The following is a 21,082-nucleotide window of genomic DNA, read 5'->3' as shown; positions in this document are numbered from 1 at the left end:
AGGGCGGTGACAAATTAGGCCATGGAGCGCCGACGTGATGGCGGTGCGGGCGGAGTAAAAGCCGTCCATTGGCTAGGCTGGTCCCTTTGGGGATCGGCCGGGAATGTTTTCCGTGGAAGTCTATGCTGCCGTCCGGCGCTTTGTGTTTGTCGAGGGCAACAGCCGTCGTGAGGCGGCCCGTGTCTTCGGGCTGAGCCGCGAGACGGTTTTGAAGATGTGCCGGTTCTCGTTGCCGCCGGGCTACACGCGCACCAAGCCTGTGACGAAGCCGAAGCTGGGCGCGTTGTTGCCGGTGATCGATGCGATCCTGGAGGCAGACCGAACTGGCCCGATGAAGCAGCGGCATACGGCGAAGCGGATCTTCGAGCGGCTGCGCGACGAGCACGGGTTTGGCGGCGGCTATACGGTGGTGAAGGACTATGTCCGGATCGCCCGAGCCAGAGGGCGCGAGACCTTCGTGCCGCTGTCGCATCCGCCCGGCCATGCGCAGGTGGATTTTGGCGAGGCGGTCGGCGTGATCGCCGGCGTCCGCTGCAAGATCCACTTCTTCTGTATGGACCTGCCGCAGTCGGATGCCCCGTTCGTGAAGGCGTATCCGGCCGAGACGACGGAAGCGTTCCTGGACGGGCATGTGTCGGCCTTCGCCTTCTTCGGCGGCGTGCCGCTGTCGGTGCTCTACGACAATCTGAAGATCGCGGTGGCAAAGATCTGCGGCGACGGCAAGCGGGAGCGGACGCGCGCGTTCACGGAACTGGTGAGCCATTATCTGTTCAGCGACAGGTTCGGCCGACCCGGCAAAGGGAACGACAAGGGCAAGGTCGAGGGGCTGGTGAAGTATGCCCGCTCGAACTTCATGACGCCGATCCCGGTGGCGGCGAGCTTCGACGATCTCAACGCTATGCTGGCCGAGCGGTGCCGGGCGCGGCAGGCGGAACGTGCCGGTCGCAACGCCGCGACCATCGGCGAACGGCTTGGCGCCGATCTCGAGGCCTTCCGGGATATGCCCGCTGTCCCGCTTGAGCCCTGCGAGAAGCGGGCGGCGCGCGTCTCGTCGACGGCGCTGGTGCGCTACCGGTGCAACGACTACTCGGTGCCGACCAGCCACGGCTTCCAGGAGGTGATGGTGAAGGGCTTCGTCGACCAGGTCGTCATCCTGTGTGGCGGCGAAGAGATCGCCCGCCATCAACGTTCGTATGGTTCGGGCACCTTCATCTTCGACCCGCTGCACTATCTGGCGCTGATCGAGACCAAGCCGAACGCGCTCGATCAGGCGGCGCCGCTGAAGGATTGGGGTCTTCCCGAGACGTTCCAGCATCTGCGCCATCTCATGGAGGCGCGCATGGGCAATCGCGGCAAGCGCGAGTTCATCCAGGTCCTGCGGCTGATGGAGGCGATCCCGAAGGAGATCGTGGCCGGCGCCGTCACCGAGGCAATCCGGCTCGGCGCGATCGGCTTCGATGCGGTCAAGCAGATCGCACTGGCTCGTGTCGAGCGTCGTCCCGCGCGGCTCGATCTCGCCGCCTACCCGCACCTGCCGAAGACGGCTGTGAGGACGACATCGGCCGCCGACTACGCGGTGCTCATTCCTGGGAGAGCGGCATGACCGTCAAAGGGACAGGCGATGCGATGCCGGTTGGAACGACGAGCGGCACGCCGCAGGTGCTGCTTGGCCATCACCTCAAGCAGCTGAAGCTGCCGACAGTCTTGCGGGAATACGACAAGGTCGCCCGCGAGTGTGCCCGCGACGGCGTCGATCATCCCCGCTATCTACTGCGCCTGGTCGAGCTGGAGTTGATCGACCGGGAGCGTCGTGTGGTCGAGCGGCGCATCAGGCAGGCCAGGTTCCCGGCGATCAAAAGCCTCGACACCTTCGACTTCACCGCGATCCCCAGCCTCAACAAGATGCTGGTGCTGGAGCTAACCCGCTGCGAATTCATCCTGCGCCGGGAGAACGTGATCGCTCTCGGCAACAGTGGCACCGGCAAGAGCCATGTCGCGCTCGCGCTTGGACTTGCCGCCTGTCAGAAGGGATTCCCCGTCGCCTTCACCACTGCCGCGGCCCTGGTTCATCAGCTCATGGAGGCACGTGACGAGAGACGTCTACTGAAGCTGCAACGCGAACTGCAGGCGGTGAAGCTGCTCGTCGTCGATGAACTCGGCTACGTGCCGTTGTCGCCGACGGGCGCCGAGCTCCTGTTCGAGGTGTTCTCGCAGCGCTACGAGCGCGGCTCCACCATCGTCACTTCGAACTTGCCCTTCGAGGACTGGACGTCGGTCCTGGGGTCCGAGCGGCTCACCGGCGCGCTGCTCGACCGGCTGACCCATCACGTTCATATCCTGACCATGAATGGCGACAGCTATCGTCTCAAGCAATCCGCTGGCCACCGCCGGGCGATCGCCTCGGCGGCCGAGGCGGAGCGAAACCAGGCCAACACCACCAACTCCGAGATCGGCGAGATCAGCAAGCCCTGATCCTCGATCCCGACACGCCGCCGAAGCAGAGAAGGGTCCCGATCGGGACCCTTCTCTGCTTCGGCGCACCCTCACGCAAGTGGCCTGCTTTTACTCCGCCGCAGTGGCCTGGAATTGCTCCGCCGTTGACAGGCATTTCTGTTTGTCCCAGGAGAATCGGGCTGCACATATTTGCGCCTGCCCCAACTGGCCTCCAGCCCGAGACGCATCGATTCTATGGGTTCCCACAGAAGATTCACGTGAATGCTCATGGTTTCCTTAGTCACGGATGTCGTTGCGAGATTTGTCCCGTGCGCAAAGTTAGCTTCTTCAGTAGCTTCCTGTGTGTTGCGCATGGCATACCCCCAGCCAATATTTGTACTGAGTTGCGGTGTCAGCGTGATCGTGGCGCCGGCAAAAAGCCCCAGTGCTGTATTGAGATGTAGTTTGCCTCCGGCTTCCTGCCAGAGTGCTTGACCTCCCCCGAGCAGGTAGTTTCCAAGTCCAGCGCCGACCATGGCGGAGGTCGAAAGGTTAACGGCCCTCATAACCTCAAAGTTGGCGGCCGTTTGAATGCCCCAACCGACAGCCTGGTCTCCCTTCACCATTGTTGGAGTGACGGCAGTAGAAAAGTAGCGTGCCACACTTGAGAACAAAACTGACGCACCCCCTGGCAGGGTGTACTGCAATCGTGCTGTTAGATCTGGCATGGTGCTTTGCAGGGCAGCACTCTCAAAGCTCGGCTTCTCAATCGAAAGGGCCACCTCAAATGGTCCACTGTTGTGAGTCAGCCGGAGCTGGGCGTTTCTCGACTTGTTCATCAGCCCTGCGGGCCCGTTATAGTCGACGGTTGGAATGCCGCTGGAGGTCGACATGAAGTTGCGCCAGGTTTGGCCGATCCCCAGCCGGATGGTGTCGGTCACCTCCCACTCACCCCAGACGTGGCGCATTTGAATGTTGGGCTCGACATGCTTGCCACTAAAGAAGTCGCCCTCTATGAGCGCGCGCACCGCGCCCATTTGCGTAACGTGCCGAGCGCGGACCGATATCCGTGTTTCACGACCCTGAACCCGTAAATGATGCGATCGCGGTTTGTTCTCTAAGGCAGAGAAATCGAAATAGTCACCCAGATCTTGTTTCAGGTCATAGATCGCATCGACTTTGAGGTAGCCGGAGATGTCGATTTCCGCATCTGGCGCGAGAGCTCGACCCTCAGAACGTTCTGTATCTGACGGTGTATTGATGCTGATGAAGGGCGCTTTTGCACAGCCTGCGGACAAACAGACGACCGCGATGCCTAAGCTCCTAGCAAAGTAATTGCCGGATCCAATGCCGCTTATGGAGGCCAAAGAAACCACTCGGCGCACCTCATGCTGTAAGAATCATGCAGCAAATGCAACCTAAGGTAGAAATACTAAAAACAGAGGAAATTTTTGGTGCTCAGCTCATCGATTTTGGGAACTTAGAGGAGGAAGGGTTCGATGCCCTCAAGCGCCTCTGGTTCATCGAGGAAGGGCGCATGACCACGCCCGGGAATGTTGATGCTCAGAACATTCGGACTGACGTCCTTCATGCTGGCCAGAGTCTGAGCACTCAAAATGTCGGATCTGTCACCTCGGATGACCAGAAGTGGTCTTGTGGCTAGGATTTCAAAAGGTCCCCACAGAGGGGAGGCTGCCTCTGGTATCAAGTCTTCGGTCTCCGGTAAGGTGCGGGACAGAAGTGGATCGTAATCCAGGATTGGTCGACCGCCGCTATCGCGGTAGAGCCTGCGGGCGAAGCGTTCCCAATCCTTGTCACTCATGTCTGCGAAATCAGGATTGGCTCGCGCCAAATCAGCAATGGCATCGGGCCAGTTGGGAGCAGGTTCTCGCCCGACATAGCCGACAATTCTCTTCAAACCGCGCGTCTCAATGACCGGGCCGATGTCGTTCAACACAGCTTGCTCGATAAGATCAGGACGGATAGCGGCCAGAAGCATGGAGATTATCCCCCCTCTAGAAGTTCCAATGACACGGATCTTCGTCAGTTGTAGTTTATCGAGAAGGAGGAGAATGTCGGCAGCTTCTACTTGCGGCGTGTACGTGCGCCAATCTGCAGAGCTGGAAAGACCACGGCCCCTATAGTCCGCTACAATTACGGGGCACTGCGTGGAGAGACGAATAGCGAGATCATGAAAGTCTTTTCCGTTGCGCGTTAACCCTGTGAGGCAGAGAACAGGAAGCCCTCGGCTTCGCCCACTATTGTAAATACGGGCAGCGAGCCTCGTACCGCCTACGCCGCGATAGTTCAGAAGCTGCCAGCCTTCTTCGTTCATTTCGGCCGGATCTGAGGCTAATTGCAGGAGGAGATCAAACGCTCAATGGTACTCGCGCCGCTGCAGCGATCCTCTGTCGATGCGATATTTTCAGGTGAGGAAGAACGAGAGGTTCGAGCGGTCCCGCCTCGAGAGATCTCGCTCGTCATTCCCATCACCTGCTTAGGGGTCAGCCGCGCACGGTATACGATGACATTTGCCATGATCTTCTGGACGTATTCCCGCGTCTCCGCAAACGGGATCGACTCTATCCAATCGATGGGATCAATTTGCCCCTTGCGGGGATCACCGAAACGCGAATTCCACTCGCTGACTCGCCGGGGACCGGCGTTGTAGGCGACCAGCGTCATGATATAGGAGCCGCCGAAACCGTCTACGAGGTCGCTGAGATGAGCGGTGCCCAGCGCAAGACTGTAAGTCGGGTCAGTAAGCTTTGCGGGCTGAAAGGGCTGCCGATGCTGACGCGCAACGAGTCGCGCAGTATCAGGCATGATCTGCATCAGACCACGGGCCCCGGCTCCGCTCACGGCGACGGGGTTGAACTCACTTTCCTGACGGATCACACCATACATGAGGGCCGGATCTACGGTCTTGATAGGCTTGAAAGAGGGAACGGCATTGACCGGGTAGGCGAAGGCGCCAAGATCAAACCCTTTGGTGGCAGCAGTGCGGGCGCTACGCAATGCGAGGTTCGGAGCCTTAAGCCGCCATGCCACGGTTGCAACAGTTGCTGCCTCGTCCGCACTTTTCGAATGTCTGGCGGCGGCCACGAAGAACTGGGACAACAACCTCTGTTGGCCGGCACCGGCCAGTAACTGTGCTGCCGCCAGGAGCTCATTGGAACGGCTGACAGAAGCGATCAGCTTGTCAGACACCTCCGGCGTGCCGCCAACGGGTAATTGCTTCCCGCTCAGCCCGATCTGATCTCGTGATAAGAGACCGTAAAAGGTGTACTGATACCGAGCAGCTGTCGAGAAGTGGGCTTGCGCGGCACGGCCGTCACCAAGCACCATTCGGGTGCGGCCGAGCCAATACTCGGCTTGCGCGACCTTTTCCTGACTGGTGACCACTCGGCGCAGCTGTTGAAAGTGCACGAGGGCCTTCTGAGGGTCGTTGAGATACCGCAAGGCAATCCAGCCTGCGAGGAACTCACCCTCATCGAGTCCGGATCCCTCATTGTAGCCATGAGAGCGAACAAGGGTGTAGGCTTCTGCCCACGCCTTGGGCGAATTCGGGGTGAGGGCCTGTCTTGCGAGCATTCGCTTCTCGACCCACCAGGCGTAAGGATCGTCCATTTCCCCAGGGGCGGGGTTGATCGTCGAGGCGATAGCTCTGGCCTGCGCCTCCTGACCGGCCCTACGATAATAGCGCACCAGAGGGTAAAGCATCACGGGCTGGTTGCGCAGGCTTGCCGGGAGAGAGTTCAGGAGCTTTAGACCGCCGCTCGACTCGGCAAAGAGAGCTTTGGCAGCCTGAACCATCCGGACATGGTCCGTGGATATCCGGGCCGCGGTACGGGCGGCTGCGGCTGTATTCTGATCATAGATTTGCTGCACGAGCCGTCGACGATGATCTGCGGATGAGATGAGCGAGCCGAACTCTGCTAGGACTCGCTTTTCGCTCTCGGCCGAGAAATCCGTTTCCCGCCAAGCTTTTCCTGCCCAGCGCGCGGCTTCGGACCGGTTCCCTTCCAAGACGTAAAGTCGGGCTAAAGATAGCATCCCGGCATAGCCGATCGGTTTTGCCGTTGAGAAATAATCTTGCAGGACGGAGGCGGACGGATTTCCGTCGTAGAAAGCCTTTTCAAGCCGCTTGGTGATCAGATCTCGTTGAGGCCAAGTGGGGTTATTGCGCAAAAAGGCTATAATTCTGTTATAGCCGACATCCGGCGAACCACTCTGAACGAAGAGCCATTCAACGACCTTCCTTTGTACGGGGTCGGAAAGCCTGTCGGCCAAAGCTTGTGCTTCATTATGCTTCCCAGAAAGCGTACGGCTGACGGCCAAGGTGAAATTCGCATCGACTGCCGCCGCCTCGCGGCTGAAGGAAGATGCGAGGAATAATGATAGGATCACCACGCCAAACGCGCGCGACCGACGGAAACCTCGCACCAGCCCCAAATGGGCATGTTTCGTCTTTGAACTGACTGCTTTACTCATGTCCAACTCAGTTTGGCCTAACTTGAGATTGAATTCGAGCCCCAAATTCATTGTTAGGGAATTGGTTAATTGGCTGGCCACTATGATTGAAAGATATTGCTCTATCGTTACGCAAGCCGCGAGTGCCCTCTGGGCTGTTCAGCTTGCTGGCCGCGCCGCATCAGACTATGGTCGCTGCTCTTTAAATTATCGCAGCGAAGGCCCGGCTAATATGCTGGGAAAGGCTTAGGAGACAACGATGTTTAAGGGTTCGATCACTGCTTTGATCACCCCTATGCGCAACGGCGCCGTGGACGAACTTGCCTTTCAGGATTTTGTTGACTGGCAGATTTGTGAGGGTTCGCACGGACTGGTGCCGGTGGGAACCACCGGCGAATCGCCGACTCTTGATCATGACGAGCACGAAAGAGTGATAACTCTTGCAGTAGAGGCCTCAGCGGGGCGGGTCCCTGTGATTGCCGGCACCGGGTCCAACAGTACTGATGAAGCTGTATCACTAACGAAGTTTGCCCACTCGGCAAAAGCGGATGCCGCTCTTGTTGTGGTGCCCTACTACAATAAGCCAACCCAGGAAGGGCTCTATCAGCACTTCAAGGCCGTCGCTGAAAGTGCAGACATTCCAATAATCATCTATAATGTACCGGGCCGAACGATTACGAATATATCCGTTGAGATCATGGCTCGGTTGTTTCGGGATCTTCCGAATATTGTCGGTGTGAAGGATGCAACCGGAGACATGTCTCGCGCAAGCCTCCAGAGGAATCAAATTGGCCCTGACTTTCTTCAGCTGTGCGGGGAGGATGCGGCGACCCTGGGTTTTATGGCGCATGGTGGCCAAGGGGCGATTTCAGTAACAGCGAATGTCGCGCCACGTCTATGTGCCGATTTCCAGGAGGCATGTTTGGCGGGCGACTTCTCCAAAGCCCTCGTATTGCAGGATCGATTGATGCCCCTTCACTCGGCCTTGTTCGTCGAGACGAGTCCCGCCCCCGTAAAATACGCGGCAAGTCTGCTGGGTCGCAGCACCAGCGAAATCCGTTTGCCGATGGTGGAGCCCACCGAAGCGACAAAACGGATCGTCGACGCCGCCATGCGACACGCGGGACTGGTAAACTAGGCACGAAATGACAGGTACCAAAAACAAGAGCAAGGATGGCCGACTGGTCGTGGCTGACAACCGCCGTGCGCGCTTTGATTATGAAATCATGGAGACCTTTGAAGCGGGGCTTTCGCTTCACGGGACGGAGGTCAAGAGTCTGCGGGAAGGCAAAGCCGGGCTTGGTGAATCATACGCCACCATGGATGGCGCCGAGCTGAAGCTAATTAACGCCTATATCCCCGAATATGGACAGGGCAACCGCTTTAATCATGAGCCCCGACGACCACGAAAACTTTTGATGCATCGCCGGCAGATCGACCGACTGTCGGGGGCAATTCAGAAAGAAGGCCTGACGGTAGTGCCGTTGCGCATCTATTTTAATGAGAAGGGGTTCGCCAAGGCCGAGATTGCTCTGGCTAAGGGCAGAAAGGCTCACGACAAACGAGAGCATTTGAAGGAACGCTCCTGGGAACGCGAGAAGGCCCGGGTTCTGCGCGAACACAATTAAGGACTGAGGCCTGCTCGTGCTGCCGCTGCGCCAACCACTTCGGCAAACATTTTGGGTGTTAGCCGGTAGGTCTGAGTATTGTAGCGTGAACAGTGGTAACTATCGAAGAGGACGGTGCTGCCGATTTCGTGGATGCTCCCATGGCCGAAACGATAAGACGATGCCTTTACGCCAAGCGCCATCAAAACGGAATCGTGGGCTATCTTGCCCAAAGCAAGGATGATTTTAGCCTTAGGATAGAGGGCAAATGCGCCGGCGAGAAAGCGGTTGCAGGTTCGGATTTCGGCCGGCGTCGGCTTGTTTTGCGGCGGAACACAACGAACCGAATTCGCAATGACGCACCCCTTCAGACGTAGCGTATCGTCAGGCCGCTGCTCATACACGCCTTCGGCGAGCCCGAACTGAAGCAATGTTCCATAAAGAAGATGACCAGCGTAATCGCCTGTGAATGGACGACCAGTCCGGTTCGCGCCCTTCATGCCCGGGGCTAGCCCGGCAATGATGAGACGGGCCTTCGGGTCGCCGAAGCAAGGCACCGGCGCGTTATGCCAATCCGGGTGAAGCCGGCGAGCTTCCTCGCGGAACTCCACCAAGCGTGGACACAGTGGACAATCCCTAGAGGGTTCGGCAGGCAGGATCGGAGTGAGCACCATGGCAATCAGATATCAGCGAAATCCTCGAAATCATCATCGCGTGGAACGTATTGATCGTCTCGCTTGGCGGGTTCCCGCTCGTTGGTTTCGCGTCCAATTTCACTCCGAAGCTCCATCAGATCAATGAACTGATCTGCCTGCCGCCGAAGATCATCGGAGACCATTGGTGGTTTTGTCGCCAGCGTTGATATTACGCTCACCCGTAGGCCCTTGCGCTGGACGGCCTCGACAAGAGACCGAAAATCGCCGTCTCCTGAAAACAGAATGACATGGTCTAGGCTGCTGGACATCTCCATCACATCGACTGCAAGTTCGATGTCCATGTTGCCCTTGATTTTCCGACGCCCAAGGCTGTCTGTGAATTCTCTCGTGGGCTTCGTGACCACCGAGTAACCATTGTAATCGAGCCAGTCGATCAATGGCCGAATAGGCGAATACTCTGAATCATCAACGAGCGCCGTATAATATATCGCCCTGACGAGACGTCCCTTCGTTCTGAAGATTGTCAGTAAACGCTTGTAATCAATATCGAAACCAAGCGCTTTGGCGGTCGCGTATAGGTTCGCTCCGTCTATAAAAAGGGCGGCGCGTTCGCCCGGGTAAAAGAACATGGGTTCTCCTGCGTTCTAATAGAACCGTCTTGTCGCGAGCCGCATCATGAAATTGGGTTGCCACAGCCATATTTCTGTGTGGCACCATCCCCCAGCGGTCCGTCGAGACCTATCTTAAGCGAAGTCGTTATAAGCGACTTCGCCTTGTTATAACAGCGTTCAATAAAGGTCACAGTCCAGTAATGTTTCCAGTCTGCTCGTCGCAAATTCTCATCGGATTGGGGAGCAACTTGTCCGGTCCATGGGGCACGCCGGCCGAAACAGTGGAGCGTGCCATTGGCAGCTTTTCGGATTCCGAAATTTTCGTCCTGAGAGCCTCGACGATCTTGCGAACATCGCCATACGGCAAACTGCACCAACCCTCTTTCGCTAATGCTGTCATTGCCGTGACGACGCATTTGCCGCCCCACGCGTTATTGAAGCGTTTGCACACGATTGAACATCGGGCCGGAAGGAAGCGCGGCGAACGATGGGGACCAAGAGTGCTTGATCTGGACCTTCTGGCCTATGGTGACTTGGTCACTCGACGTCCGACCCATCAGGAATGGAAAGCAGGGCGCAGACATCCACTGGTTCTGCCGCACCCTGAGCTGCCGCTTCGACCCTTTGTACTTCGTCCTATTCAGGAGATAGCACCGTTCTGGCACCACCCCATCAGTGGGCTCACAGCAGCTCAAATGGGCAATCGTCTGATGCCCGCGCGAGGAGGCCGTATACTGGGTCGGGCGTGATCAAAATGCCACACTCAAAAATAGACATCGCATCACAATTCCGCCCCTATGCTCAGGGCCGGAACATTTAACTTTCTTGTAATCCTCCCTACTGCCTGTATGTCAGAGGAATATGCTCCATTTGAGGACGTGAACATGGCTATGGGGGTAAAGCTTATCCTTGCATCGGCTGCACTATTGATGCTCTCCGCGCAAAGCGGGATGACTCAAAGTCGTTATAATTTTTCTGCCGCTATGCCCGGGAAGGCAGCATATAAGACCGATTATTCCGGCAAGCGACTGGAGGCATTCGACGGCCCGCAAAAACCTGGAACAATCATTGTTCGTACTGCGGAGCGAAAACTCTATCTGGTGCTTCCCGGTAAGCAGGCGATGGTCTACGGCGTGGGCGTCGGGCGTGATGGGTTCACCTGGAAGGGAACCCATCGGGTGACGCGAAAGGCCGAGTGGCCTGGTTGGACCCCACCGGCCGAAATGCACAAGCGCCAGCCGGGGCTCCCTGCCTACATGCCTGGTGGTCCAGATAATCCGTTGGGAGCTCGCGCGATGTACATAGGCAGTACAATTTACCGGATCCACGGCACCAGCCAGCCCTGGACAATCGGTCAAGCGGTGTCTAGCGGTTGCATCAGAATGGTGAACGAGGAGGTGATCGACCTCTATTCCAGGGTGAAGGTCGGGGCAACGGTAATTGTACAGTAGCCATCCGGCTGGTTGCAGAGCCTGGGTTCGACGACTTGCCTTTTTGAGCGGCTGCGCCTACATAAGCGTTCATCCGTCGCATTTGACCACATGAGGAGGCGAGCTCTATGGCGCGCGTCACCGTAGAAGACTGCATTGAAAAGGTGCCGAACCGATTCGAGTTGGTTCTGCTTGCCGGCCACCGTGCGCGTTCCATTGCACAGGGGTCAGCATTGACGATCGACCGGGACAACGACAAAAATCCCGTCGTAGCGCTGCGTGAGATTGCCGATGCAACCCTCGATAAAGGCGATCTTTCCGAGGATCTCATCCACTCGATGCAGAAATATGTTGAGGTGGATGAACCTGAGGCCGAGACTGCGCCGATGCTGGCCTCACCAACAAGCACAGCTAAGTTCGAAGGCGCAGATGACGACGATGTCGTCTTTGATCGGATGAGCGAGGAAGACCTTTTGCGTGGCCTCGAAGGGCTTCCGCCCGCGGAAAGTCCCGGTAGTTCGCGGTCTGGTCTGTAAAATCAATAAACATCATGTTTCTTTTGAACCGGAGTGGCGAATATGGCTGCTCCGGTCTTTTTGTTTTCATCAACTTAGCTCAAGATCGTGGGCCGCCTTATGAGATATCAAGCAAAACAGAGTTAGTTCGGCAATGATGCGTCAATATGAACTCGTCGAAAAGGTTCAAAGCTACGATCCCGATGCCGACGAAACATTGCTGAACAAGGCCTATGTGTACGCAATGCGCGCTCATGGCGCTCAGAAACGCGCATCCGGCGCTCCGTATTTCTCTCACCCTCTCGAAGTCGCGGCGATCCTCACAGAGCTTAAGCTTGATGACTCAACGATCGTGGCAGCTCTGTTACACGATGTGGTCGAGGACACTGGCTCCACTGAAAAGGAGATAGAGGAGCTATTTGGAACGGACATTGCGTCTCTTGTCGACGGCCTGACAAAAATCAAGAAGCTTGATCTTGCGACCAAAGAGGCTGCGCAAGCAGAGAATCTCCGCAAATTACTTGTAGCGATTTCCCAGGATATCCGGGTTTTGCTCGTCAAGTTGGCCGATCGCCTGCACAACATGCGCACGATCCAGCATATGGCACGTGATAAGAGCCTGCGAATTGCTCAAGAGACCATGGATATCTATGCGCCTCTTGCCGGCCGCATGGGTATGCAGCAGATGCGCGAGGAACTGGAGGATCTGTCCTTCAGAGTTCTCAATCCTGATGCACACCGCACGATCACCGAGCGACTAACGCGGCTCCGTGACGAAAGCGGGGATATTCTGGCAGAGATCGAGGAGGCATTGCGGGCCAAATTGGCTGATCATGCTCTCCAAGCGACAGTAAGAGGAAGAGAAAAGCGTCCTTACGCCATATGGCGGAAAATGGAACGCAAGCATATTTCTCTCGGTCAACTCTCCGACATCTATGGTTTTCGTGTAGTCGTAGAAGATATCGCTGCCTGCTATCAAGCGTTGGGAATCGTACATCAAACATGGCGCGCTGTACCGGGTCGATTTAAGGATTATGTCTCTAATCCCAAGCAAAACGATTATCGGTCGCTCCATACAACGGTGATTGGACCGCATCGTAAGCGTGTTGAACTGCAAATCCGGACACAGGAGATGCAAGATGTTGCGGAGAGGGGCGTCGCAGCTCATGCGCTTTATAAAGATCTGGGGGATTCGGGGACTGGCATCGGGTCGGTTCCTGTCGATCAAGATTCGAATGCCTATCGTTGGCTCCGACATCTGGTGGATATGCTCTCGGAAGGGGTCAGTCCGAAGGAGTTTCTAGAGCACACAAAGTTGGAGCTTTTTCAGGACCAGGTCTTTTGCTTCACTCCGAAAGGAGCGCTGATTGCACTCCCGCGAGGGGCTACGCCGATCGATTTTGCTTATGCAGTCCACACGGATATTGGGGACTCCTGCGTGGGATGCCGCATTAACGGTCGCCACGCGCCGCTGATCACGGAATTGGATAATGGTGACGAAGTAGATGTCATTCGCTCCAAGGCACAGACACCACCTGCTGCATGGGAAGCTTTTGCTGTTACCGGAAAGGCGAGGGCCGCGATCCGTAGAGCCACCAAGCAGGCTGTGCGTCGACAATATGCCGGCCTGGGGCGAGAAATGCTCGAACGGACGCTGAAGCAGGCCAATCACGGGTATGACGAAAAGGAAATTGAGGCAGCGTTGCCAAGGCTCGGATTCAAGAACCAGACGGTGGCCGATGTACTTGCTGCGGTGGGACGAGGAGAGATCTCCCGTGAGGATCTTCTTAAGGCCATGCGGCTCAACAGTGGGACACCTCCCACCGGCGTTATGAGTGACACACTAAAGACGATTAGCAAGGCCATCGGCCTTCCCACCGTCCTTGGCCGCAGGCACAGCAATGATCAGAATGCCATACCTGTCAGAGGATCGGATCCGAACCTTCCTCTGACCTTTGCGCCCGATACTGGAGCTGTCCCGGGAGAACGCATTGTGGGGATCCTGACGGCAGGAGAGGGCATTATCGTCTACCCCATTTTTGCCAAGGCGCTGAAAAACTTTGATGATGAGCCAGAGCGCTGGATTGATCTAGCGTGGGATAGTGAGCGCGACCCTGAACAGAGGTTCCCAGTCGTCATTAATGTGATGATCCACAACGAAGTGGGGGCTCTCGCCCAGGTCACCCAAGCGATCGGCGAGAACGACGGCAACATTGAAAATCTGCAAATGACGTCTCAAGGTCCAGGGTTTTACGACGTGAGAATCCTTCTGGACGTGACCGATATCAAACATTTGAACAAAATACTGGAGGCGCTCCGACGACGTCCCCTCGTTAGCAGCGTTGTAAGGACGACGGGTTAGCCGTTAGAATCGAACCATTCTCCGCCTCAGCGCCTCCAACTGATGGATCCGCATGCTCTTTGGACGACGAGATAAGCCCGGGTTCAGAGATCGCGCCCGGACTTGGTTCTGGCCACAGCGAGGCTGGCGACGCGCAACGACTTACACTTGGCATCGTGTGGGGAGGATTACTGCGTCGCCGCATCGTGTTGCTGTGGGGATTGCCTGCGGCGTGTTCGTTTCCTTTACGCCGTTTCTCGGATTTCATTTGCTGCTGGCTGGACTTATGGCTCTCGCGCTCAAGGGCAATGTCATTGCTGCTGCTGTAGGGACATTTATAGGAAATCCCCTGACATTTCCTTTGATCTGGATTGCCACATACAACCTTGGAGGAACGCTGCTGGGACGAGTGCCCAGCGAGACGGTCGTCGTTACCTGGCCACCACGTATCTCCGATTCACTGCTACCGGAAACAACGGAGAATTGGTTCGGATTTTGGGATCTGATCGAACCAGTGCTGCTGCCGATGACGGTTGGAGGCATAATCCTCGGATTGGCATTTGGGCTCTTGAGCTATTATCTGGTGCGTGAGGGTGTGGGTGCCTATCAGGCACAACGGCGTGAGCGAATTTTGGCTCGTCGTGCCCATGCAAGCCACCGGTTTGAACTGGATGACGAAATCCCATGATCCTGGGAATAGGTAACGATGTAATCGATATCCGCAGGGTTGAGCGCACCTTGAACCGCTTTGGAGATCGCTTTGTCCAGCGGCTTTTCACCGATGTTGAGCAGCGAAAATCCGACCGCCGTGCTGCACGAGCCGCTTCCTATGCCAAACGTTTTGCAGCAAAGGAGGCCTGTTCTAAGGCCCTCGGGACCGGTTTCCGCAAAGGTGTCTATTGGCGTGACCTGGGAGTTGTAAACGAGCCCTCCGGACGTCCGACGATGGTTCTAACGGGACCAGCAAGGGATCATCTTGCACGGATGACCCCTTCGGGCTGCGATGCAGTGGTGCATCTCACAATCACCGACGACTATCCTTATGCGCATGCCGTTGTCATCATCTCAGCTGTGTCTAAGGGAACGCTGTGATGTCCCCGTACACGTTGCCGCGGCGCAACAAGGCAAACGTCCTTCGACTTAATCGGTGATCCAGTTTGCTTAACAGAATTCGAGCGGATATACGAAATCCCGAGGAAACCGAAAGGTCGACCCGGCACATAATGCGCCTGTGGCCGTGCCTCGGTGCAGAGCAGCAGATATGGCAACGATGACAGAGAGCGAAAAAAAGGCGGGTGGCGCTTGGGAGGTGATCCGCGTCGTCATTCACGCGCTCATCATCGCGTTTGTCATTCGCACCTTTCTGTTCCAGCCGTTCAACATACCCTCCGGCTCTATGATCCCGACATTGCTCGTGGGCGATTATCTGTTTGTGTCGAAGTTCTCCTATGGCTACAGCCGCTATTCCTTTGCATTTTCCATGGATCTGTGGGGTAACCGCCTGTTCAAGATTGGGCCACTTCCTTTTAACGGCCGCATCCTTGCCAGTAATCCGAACCGCGGGGATGTGGCGGTATTCAAATTGCCCACAGACAACGAAACAGATTACATTAAACGTGTCATCGGTCTTCCGGGTGACCGAATCCAAGTACAGGGGGGAACGCTCTACATCAACGGAGAAGCTGTAAAGCGCGAGCAAGTGTCTGATTTCGATGACACTGATTCCTATGGGTCCGAGCGGAAAGTTCGACGGTATAGAGAAACTCTGCCTAACGGTGTTAGCTACTACACGCTTGATCTCTACGATAACTCACCCGGTGATAACACTAAGGAGTATGTTGTGCCGGAGGGGCACTACTTCATGATGGGTGACAATCGAGATAACTCGACGGATAGTCGGTTTCTCGGTCAGGTGGGTTATGTGCCTTTTGAGAATTTTGTCGGAAAGGCGCAGGTGATATTCTTTTCCCACGAGCCCGATGCTTCGCTTCTGGCCATTTGGGATTGGCCATGGACTATCCGATGGGATCGTTTTTTCACACTGCTCAATTGAGATGGCCTAATTAGCGCAAAAATTGACACTCTTGACCTCCTGGCGAGAAAGCTTGGTCACGGCTTTCAGTCTCTCACTATGCTTGAACGGGCGGTGACTCACTCAAGCTTTGAAGCGGGACGCCGACGGAAGGAGGGCGATTACGAGCGTCTGGAATTTCTCGGCGACCGCGTTTTGGGGCTGATAATCGCGGAGGAACTTCTACGCCGTTTTCCAGACAGTTCTGAGGGTGATCTCGCCCCACGATTCAATGCTTTAGTACGGCGAGAGGCCTGCGCAGATGTTGCCCGGGAGCTTGATCTTGGTAAGTTTATCAAACTTGGCACCGGGGAAGCGTCCACCGGAGGACGTAACAAGACAGCAATCCTCGGTAACGTGTGCGAAGCGGTAATTGCAGCAATCTATTTAGACGGCGGGCTGGAGAGTGCCCGGCATTTCATTAACAGAAATTGGGCGAAACGATTTGAGGCTGCGGAGAATGGCGCCAAGGACTGTAAAAGCAGTCTCCAGGAATGGGCACAGGCGCGCGGCTTGCCGCCTCCCGTATACAGAGAAACGGCTCGCATCGGACCTGATCATGCGCCCTTGTTTGAGGTTGAGGTCGCCCTCCAGGGATACGATCCGGCAGCGGGGCAGGGGACCTCTAAACGTTCCGCAGAGCAGGCAGCAGCGGAACTCCTGATAAATCGTTTGGAGGCGTCGTGACCGATCTCAACGTGCCATCGACAGAGGAGATGAGCCGCTGTGGCTTCGTAGCGCTAATTGGAGCGCCCAACGCGGGTAAGTCGACACTGATTAATGCCCTTGTCGGCACGAAAGTGGCGATTGTTACGCCGAAGGTGCAAACGACCCGCGCACCCTTGCGCGGAATTGCAATGGAACAGCAAAGCCAGATCATCATCTTGGACACGCCCGGCATTTTTACTGCGCGAAGGTCGCTCGATGAGGCGATGGTAGAATCGGCTTGGGCGGGCGCTTCGGACGCGGACATTGTGATCATGATTACTGATGCGCGGAGGGGGCTAGATGATGATGCCGAATCAATAATCCAGCGCCTTCGCGAATCCGAATTTGAAGCGCATCTGGTATTGAACAAGGTCGATCTCATAAGGCGTGAGGAATTGTTGGAGACAGCCAAGATTTTCAATGATCGCTTCGGTTTCGGCCGAACGTTCATGATCTCGGCTTTGACGGGGGACGGGCTGGCTGGCTTGCGGAGTTTTCTCGCCGATACAGTGCCCAAAGGGCCTTGGCTATACCCCGAAGATCAGGTTGCTGATGCTCCGCTACGGCAGATTGCTGCCGAGATCACCCGAGAGAAGCTTTTCCTGAAGCTTCACCAGGAACTTCCATACGCCTCGACGGTCGAAACTGAAGCTTGGACTGAACAAAAGGATGGTTCGGTTCGCATTGACCAGGTGATCTATGTCGAGCGAGATGGACAAAAGAAGATTGTTCTGGGCAAGGGCGGAGAGACAATCAAGGCGATTGGACAAGCGGCGCGTAGGGAGATCGGGAAGTTCGTGGGGGTCCCCGTGCACCTGTTTTTGTTCGTTAAAGTCCGTGAAAAATGGAGTACTGACCCAGAACGGCTGCGGATGATGGGGTTAGTACCACCGAGCCGCTCCTGACCGATGCACTGGCGTGAAGAAGGGATCATACTAAGTGTTCGCCGCCATGGCGAAAGCAGCGGTATTGTGGAGGTGTTCAGCCGAGGCCACGGGCGAACTCTTGGATTGGTTCATGGCGCACGGTCCAAGTCGAGACGGCCGGTGCTTCAACCGGGCAACGTGGTGGACGCGAGTTGGCGGGCGCGCCTGTCGGAGCAACTTGGGACATTTTCACTGGAGGCTGTAAGTCTGAAGGCCGGGCTTCTTATGGAAAATCCTGCCCGTCTGGATGCGCTCCTGAGCTCTGTGTCTCTGATCCAGATGGTTCCCGAACGAGAATCGCATCCCAAACTATATGATGCATTCCGTTTCGTGTTGGACGTGCTGGATCAGGACGCACTCTGGTCAACTCTTCTTGTGCGATGGGAACTCGGCCTCCTGGAGGAACTTGGCTATGGGCTCGATCTGACAGGGTGCGCCGGGGGAGGATCGGCAGCGCATTTGATCTATGTCTCACCGCGATCAGGGAAAGCGGTGAGTGCAGAAATGGGCGCGAACTATCACGACCAACTGTTAGCCCTTCCATCTTTCCTGCGCGGCGAAACGAACCAACAGATCGGTAAGCGGGAAGTTCTTGATGGCTTCCGCCTTACGGGCCATTTCTTGTTGCGGCACATATTGGCCCCGCGCGGTTTGGGCCTCCCTGAAGCCCGCTTGCGGCTGGTATCGAGGCTCGAGGACCAATTGTGATGGCGGCTGATGTTGCAGCAAGTTACCCCTCGCGGTAGGCAGAGGCTGTTCTCTAGTTTAAGGAGCCGATCATGTTAGGGCGTCTGAACCACGTTGCCATAGCTGTGCCAGATCTGGCGGTGGCAATAGCGAATTATCGCGACAATCTAGGGGCCAGCGTCTCCGCTCCCCAGAAAGAGCCCGAGCATGGAGTGACCGTCGCATTTGTAGAGCTGGCGAACACTAAGATTGAATTCCTCGAACCGCTTGGTGATGAGTCTCCGATCGCCGCCTTTATGGAGCGCAATCCGCAGGGCGGAATACATCATATTTGCTATGAGGTAGACGACATCTTTGCAGCCCGCGACCATCTGAAGGCTCAAGGTGCGCGAGTGTTAGGCAGTGGTGAGCCGAAGATTGGGGCACATGGAAAACCTGTTCTTTTCCTGCATCCTAAGGACTTCCTTGGGACCTTAGTGGAATTGGAACAGGCATGAACTTTACGAGCGGGATAGCGATCTACTTTATTATTTGGTGGTTGGTATTGTTTACTGTATTGCCATTTGGTGCCTACAGCCCTCATCAACTTGATGAAGATGGGACATCAGAAAAATCACAGCCTTCTTCTCGCGATCCGCAAATTTTCCGCAAGTTCACAATTACAACTGTAATCGCGTCCGTAGTTTTTATTTTTGTTTATTTAATTGTGACAAATAAATATATCTCGCTCCTTGATATACCTTTTTTGGAAAGCTTGAGGCCCTATTCTTGAATTTTTTTTCCGAAAGATTCGGTTCTTTGTACTACGCAAGTTGCAAACACTTCTAAACAAAAAAACAAGGCTTTCGCCTTGTTTTTATAGTTTCAAAAGTGGTCCCTTAACTCTCGATATCGCCTCATCCAGAGCTTCTCGCGCGGGATTTCACATCCTCTTTACGCTGTAAGACCTCTCCTCCCCAGACTTGGGCCGTTAGGGCCTGCTTTGCAGCTCGCATAGAGACAACGCAGCCATTGGTTCTTCTTGTTATAACAGCACCCTAGAGAAGTCCGTCGCGCGTGTCATCTGAAATTTTGGCTTTCTTGTGATCAACCTGTAGTTCCTTGAAAGAAGATCAAAGATTAAATGTCAGTGCTCCTGTCCTATTGTGCGGTGCAACTTGGGAAAGACTGCGGGCCCTTGTTTTCTTGACGACATCGCTTAAAAGGTGCGGTGCACCGGCCCCTAGTCGCCTTAAGAGTGCGATATTCGACACTGCTTATGGATTTCCACGATGCTCCTTAGTCGCTACTTTCTGCCTACTCTCCGCGAGGATCCGAAGGAGGCCGAAATCGTCTCCCATCGGCTCATGCTGCGGACCGGAATGATCCGTCAGGAAAGCGCGGGTATTTATTCATGGCTGCCTTTGGGCTTCCGTGTCCTCAAAAGGATCGAGAATATCGTCCGCGAGGAGCAGGACCGATCTGGAGCGCTTGAGGTTCTGATGCCGACAATTCAGCCTGCCGATCTATGGCGGCGTAGCGGCCGATACGATGATTACGGTCTGGAGATGTTGCGCATCAAAGATCGCCACGAACGGGAGATGCTCTATGGTCCGACGAACGAGGAGATGATCACTGACATCTTCCGACAGGGCGTCCAATCCTACAAAGACTTGCCGCGCAACCTCTATCACATTCAGTGGAAATTCCGCGATGAGATCAGGCCCCGATTCGGCGTGATGCGAGGGCGCGAATTTCTGATGAAGGACGCCTATTCTTTTGATCTCTCGGCGGAATCTGCGCGGCACTCTTATAATAAGATGTTCATAGCCTATCTCCGCACGTTTGCCAGAATGGGGTTGGTCGCGATCCCCATGCGTGCAGATACTGGTCCAATTGGCGGAGATTTAAGCCACGAGTTTCTTATTCTCGCACCCACAGGCGAGAGCGGTGTGTTCTTCGATCGGGGATATCTCGCCCTGGATTGGACTGCTACCGAGATAGATTACAATGACGTCCAGGGTTTGCAGGAGCGCATTGCGAATTATACGAAGCTTTACGCTGCAACAGACGAGAAGCATGACGAATCGGAATTTAATGAGCGGGTGTCGGTCGACCATCGGGTCTCAGGTCGCGGCATCGAAGTCGGCCATATATTCTTCTTTGGAAGCAAGTACTCGAAGCCGCTTGGTTGTTTTGTTCAGGCAGCAGGCGGCGATAAGGTAGAGGTGCAGAGCGGGTCCTATGGCATCGGCGTATCACGTCTTGTGGGCGCAATCATTGAGGCAAGCCATGATGAGGCTGGTATCGTTTGGCCTGAGACGGTGGCTCCATTTCAAATAGGCCTCATCAATGTCAAGCAAGGCGACCCTGACAGCGACACAGCTTGCTCTAAATTATATGACGCGCTGAGAATGTCGGGCGTGGAGGTGCTGTACGACGACCGAGATGACCGGCCAGGCGCCAAATTTGCGACCATGGACCTCATTGGCTTGCCGTGGCAGATCATTGTAGGCCCAAGAGGTCTCGCGACTGGCGTGATTGAACTAAAGAACCGCAAGACCGGTGAGCGCGAGTCCCTTTCGCCTGAAGCGGTCCTCGCTCGTTTCACAGCTTAGGTGAGTTACCGTCTTGCCTGCTCCAGT

At 55.8% G+C, this 21,082-nt stretch carries 22 protein-coding genes; 17 read left to right on the top strand and 5 right to left on the bottom strand.

Going from position 1 to position 21,082, the window contains the following annotated elements; all coding sequences use genetic code 11:
* Positions 1 to 103 precede the first annotated feature (103 nt).
* Complete coding sequence (istA, locus tag FKM97_RS16250) at positions 104 to 1,603, top strand: IS21 family transposase (RefSeq protein WP_144293491.1); 1,500 nt, start codon at positions 104 to 106, stop codon at positions 1,601 to 1,603.
* Entirely contained in the window at positions 1,600 to 2,472 is an 873-nt protein-coding gene (istB, locus tag FKM97_RS16245; protein WP_281290112.1) for an IS21-like element helper ATPase IstB, read from the top strand. Before istA ends, istB begins: the two co-directional genes overlap by 4 nt.
* Before the next feature lie 71 nt (positions 2,473 to 2,543).
* Here the strand turns inward: istB and FKM97_RS16240 are convergent, their stop codons facing one another.
* The 3 genes from FKM97_RS16240 to FKM97_RS16230 all read right to left on the bottom strand — a co-directional run bounded on the left by FKM97_RS16240 (position 2,544) and on the right by FKM97_RS16230 (position 6,978).
* The gene (locus FKM97_RS16240; RefSeq protein ID WP_144293490.1) at positions 2,544 to 3,809 is read right to left on the bottom strand and encodes a hypothetical protein; all 1,266 of its coding nucleotides are present in this window, start codon (positions 3,807 to 3,809) and stop codon (positions 2,544 to 2,546) included.
* Between the two features lie 104 nt (positions 3,810 to 3,913).
* Positions 3,914 to 4,768, bottom strand: coding sequence for an alpha/beta fold hydrolase (locus tag FKM97_RS16235; RefSeq protein ID WP_144293489.1), 855 nt, complete (start codon positions 4,766 to 4,768; stop codon positions 3,914 to 3,916).
* A 17-nt stretch (positions 4,769 to 4,785) separates the two neighbouring features.
* Positions 4,786 to 6,978: a lytic transglycosylase domain-containing protein gene (locus FKM97_RS16230; protein WP_144293488.1), complete on the bottom strand. Its 2,193-nt coding sequence runs from the start codon at positions 6,976 to 6,978 to the stop codon at positions 4,786 to 4,788.
* 187 nt (positions 6,979 to 7,165) lie between these two features.
* On the opposite strand from FKM97_RS16230, the gene dapA reads away from it, so the two are divergent.
* The gene (gene dapA, locus FKM97_RS16225) at positions 7,166 to 8,044 is read left to right on the top strand and encodes a 4-hydroxy-tetrahydrodipicolinate synthase (protein WP_144293487.1); all 879 of its coding nucleotides are present in this window, start codon (positions 7,166 to 7,168) and stop codon (positions 8,042 to 8,044) included.
* Positions 8,045 to 8,051: 7 nt separating this feature from the next.
* Positions 8,052 to 8,534 (top strand): SsrA-binding protein SmpB, encoded by a 483-nt coding sequence (gene smpB, locus FKM97_RS16220; RefSeq protein WP_144293486.1) that lies wholly within the window; start codon positions 8,052 to 8,054, stop codon positions 8,532 to 8,534.
* On the opposite strand, the gene FKM97_RS16215 is transcribed toward smpB, so the two are convergent.
* Together FKM97_RS16215 and FKM97_RS16210 are read right to left on the bottom strand one after the other, a co-directional pair.
* Positions 8,531 to 9,187, bottom strand: a complete 657-nt coding sequence (locus FKM97_RS16215) for a uracil-DNA glycosylase (RefSeq protein WP_144293485.1) — start codon at positions 9,185 to 9,187, stop codon at positions 8,531 to 8,533. The two genes, smpB and FKM97_RS16215, sit on opposite strands and share 4 nt — an antisense overlap.
* Positions 9,188 to 9,192: 5 nt before the next feature.
* The gene (locus FKM97_RS16210) at positions 9,193 to 9,798 is read right to left on the bottom strand and encodes a LabA-like NYN domain-containing protein (protein ID WP_144293484.1); all 606 of its coding nucleotides are present in this window, start codon (positions 9,796 to 9,798) and stop codon (positions 9,193 to 9,195) included.
* A 182-nt stretch (positions 9,799 to 9,980) separates the two neighbouring features.
* On the opposite strand from FKM97_RS16210, the gene folK reads away from it, so the two are divergent.
* From folK to proS, 13 genes are all read left to right on the top strand, one after another.
* Positions 9,981 to 10,529, top strand: a complete 549-nt coding sequence (folK, locus tag FKM97_RS16205; RefSeq protein WP_144293483.1) for a 2-amino-4-hydroxy-6-hydroxymethyldihydropteridine diphosphokinase — start codon at positions 9,981 to 9,983, stop codon at positions 10,527 to 10,529.
* Positions 10,530 to 10,664: 135 nt separating this feature from the next.
* Positions 10,665 to 11,231, top strand: coding sequence for a L,D-transpeptidase (locus FKM97_RS16200; protein WP_428977913.1), 567 nt, complete (start codon positions 10,665 to 10,667; stop codon positions 11,229 to 11,231).
* Between the two features lie 107 nt (positions 11,232 to 11,338).
* Positions 11,339 to 11,746 carry a DNA-directed RNA polymerase subunit omega gene (gene rpoZ, locus FKM97_RS16195; protein WP_144293482.1) on the top strand — a complete coding sequence of 136 codons (408 nt, stop codon included), beginning with the start codon at positions 11,339 to 11,341 and terminating at the stop codon, positions 11,744 to 11,746.
* A 133-nt stretch (positions 11,747 to 11,879) separates the two neighbouring features.
* On the top strand, positions 11,880 to 14,087 hold the full coding sequence (locus FKM97_RS16190) for a RelA/SpoT family protein (RefSeq protein WP_144293481.1): 2,208 nt from the start codon (positions 11,880 to 11,882) through the stop codon (positions 14,085 to 14,087).
* Between the two features lie 52 nt (positions 14,088 to 14,139).
* Entirely contained in the window at positions 14,140 to 14,754 is a 615-nt protein-coding gene (locus FKM97_RS16185; protein ID WP_144293480.1) for a DUF2062 domain-containing protein, read from the top strand.
* The gene (gene acpS, locus FKM97_RS16180; protein ID WP_144293479.1) at positions 14,751 to 15,158 is read left to right on the top strand and encodes a holo-ACP synthase; all 408 of its coding nucleotides are present in this window, start codon (positions 14,751 to 14,753) and stop codon (positions 15,156 to 15,158) included. The genes FKM97_RS16185 and acpS overlap by 4 nt, the downstream gene beginning before the upstream one ends.
* A 169-nt stretch (positions 15,159 to 15,327) precedes the next feature.
* On the top strand, positions 15,328 to 16,119 hold the full coding sequence (gene lepB / locus FKM97_RS16175; protein WP_144293478.1) for a signal peptidase I: 792 nt from the start codon (positions 15,328 to 15,330) through the stop codon (positions 16,117 to 16,119).
* Between the two features lie 9 nt (positions 16,120 to 16,128).
* Positions 16,129 to 16,824, top strand: a complete 696-nt coding sequence (gene rnc / locus FKM97_RS16170) for a ribonuclease III (protein ID WP_281290117.1) — start codon at positions 16,129 to 16,131, stop codon at positions 16,822 to 16,824.
* A gap of 29 nt (positions 16,825 to 16,853) precedes the next feature.
* Positions 16,854 to 17,750: a GTPase Era gene (era, locus tag FKM97_RS16165; RefSeq protein ID WP_144293713.1), complete on the top strand. Its 897-nt coding sequence runs from the start codon at positions 16,854 to 16,856 to the stop codon at positions 17,748 to 17,750.
* A gap of 3 nt (positions 17,751 to 17,753) precedes the next feature.
* A complete protein-coding gene (gene recO / locus FKM97_RS16160; protein WP_144293476.1) occupies positions 17,754 to 18,479 on the top strand; it encodes a DNA repair protein RecO in 726 nt (241 codons plus the stop codon).
* A 71-nt stretch (positions 18,480 to 18,550) separates the two neighbouring features.
* Positions 18,551 to 18,955, top strand: coding sequence for a methylmalonyl-CoA epimerase (mce, locus tag FKM97_RS16155; protein ID WP_144293475.1), 405 nt, complete (start codon positions 18,551 to 18,553; stop codon positions 18,953 to 18,955).
* Entirely contained in the window at positions 18,952 to 19,230 is a 279-nt protein-coding gene (locus FKM97_RS16150) for a DUF1467 family protein (protein ID WP_144293474.1), read from the top strand. The genes mce and FKM97_RS16150 overlap by 4 nt, the downstream gene beginning before the upstream one ends.
* Before the next feature lie 499 nt (positions 19,231 to 19,729).
* Positions 19,730 to 21,055 (top strand): proline--tRNA ligase, encoded by a 1,326-nt coding sequence (gene proS / locus FKM97_RS16145; protein ID WP_144293473.1) that lies wholly within the window; start codon positions 19,730 to 19,732, stop codon positions 21,053 to 21,055.
* The last annotated feature ends 27 nt before the right edge of the window (positions 21,056 to 21,082 follow it).

It is taken from the genome of Rhodoligotrophos appendicifer, from assembly GCF_007474605.1.
Classification (GTDB): Bacteria; Pseudomonadota; Alphaproteobacteria; order Rhizobiales; family Im1; genus Rhodoligotrophos; species Rhodoligotrophos appendicifer.
The sequence above is the reverse complement of the archived record's forward strand: the minus strand, read 5'-3'. Positions and strand labels throughout refer to the sequence as shown.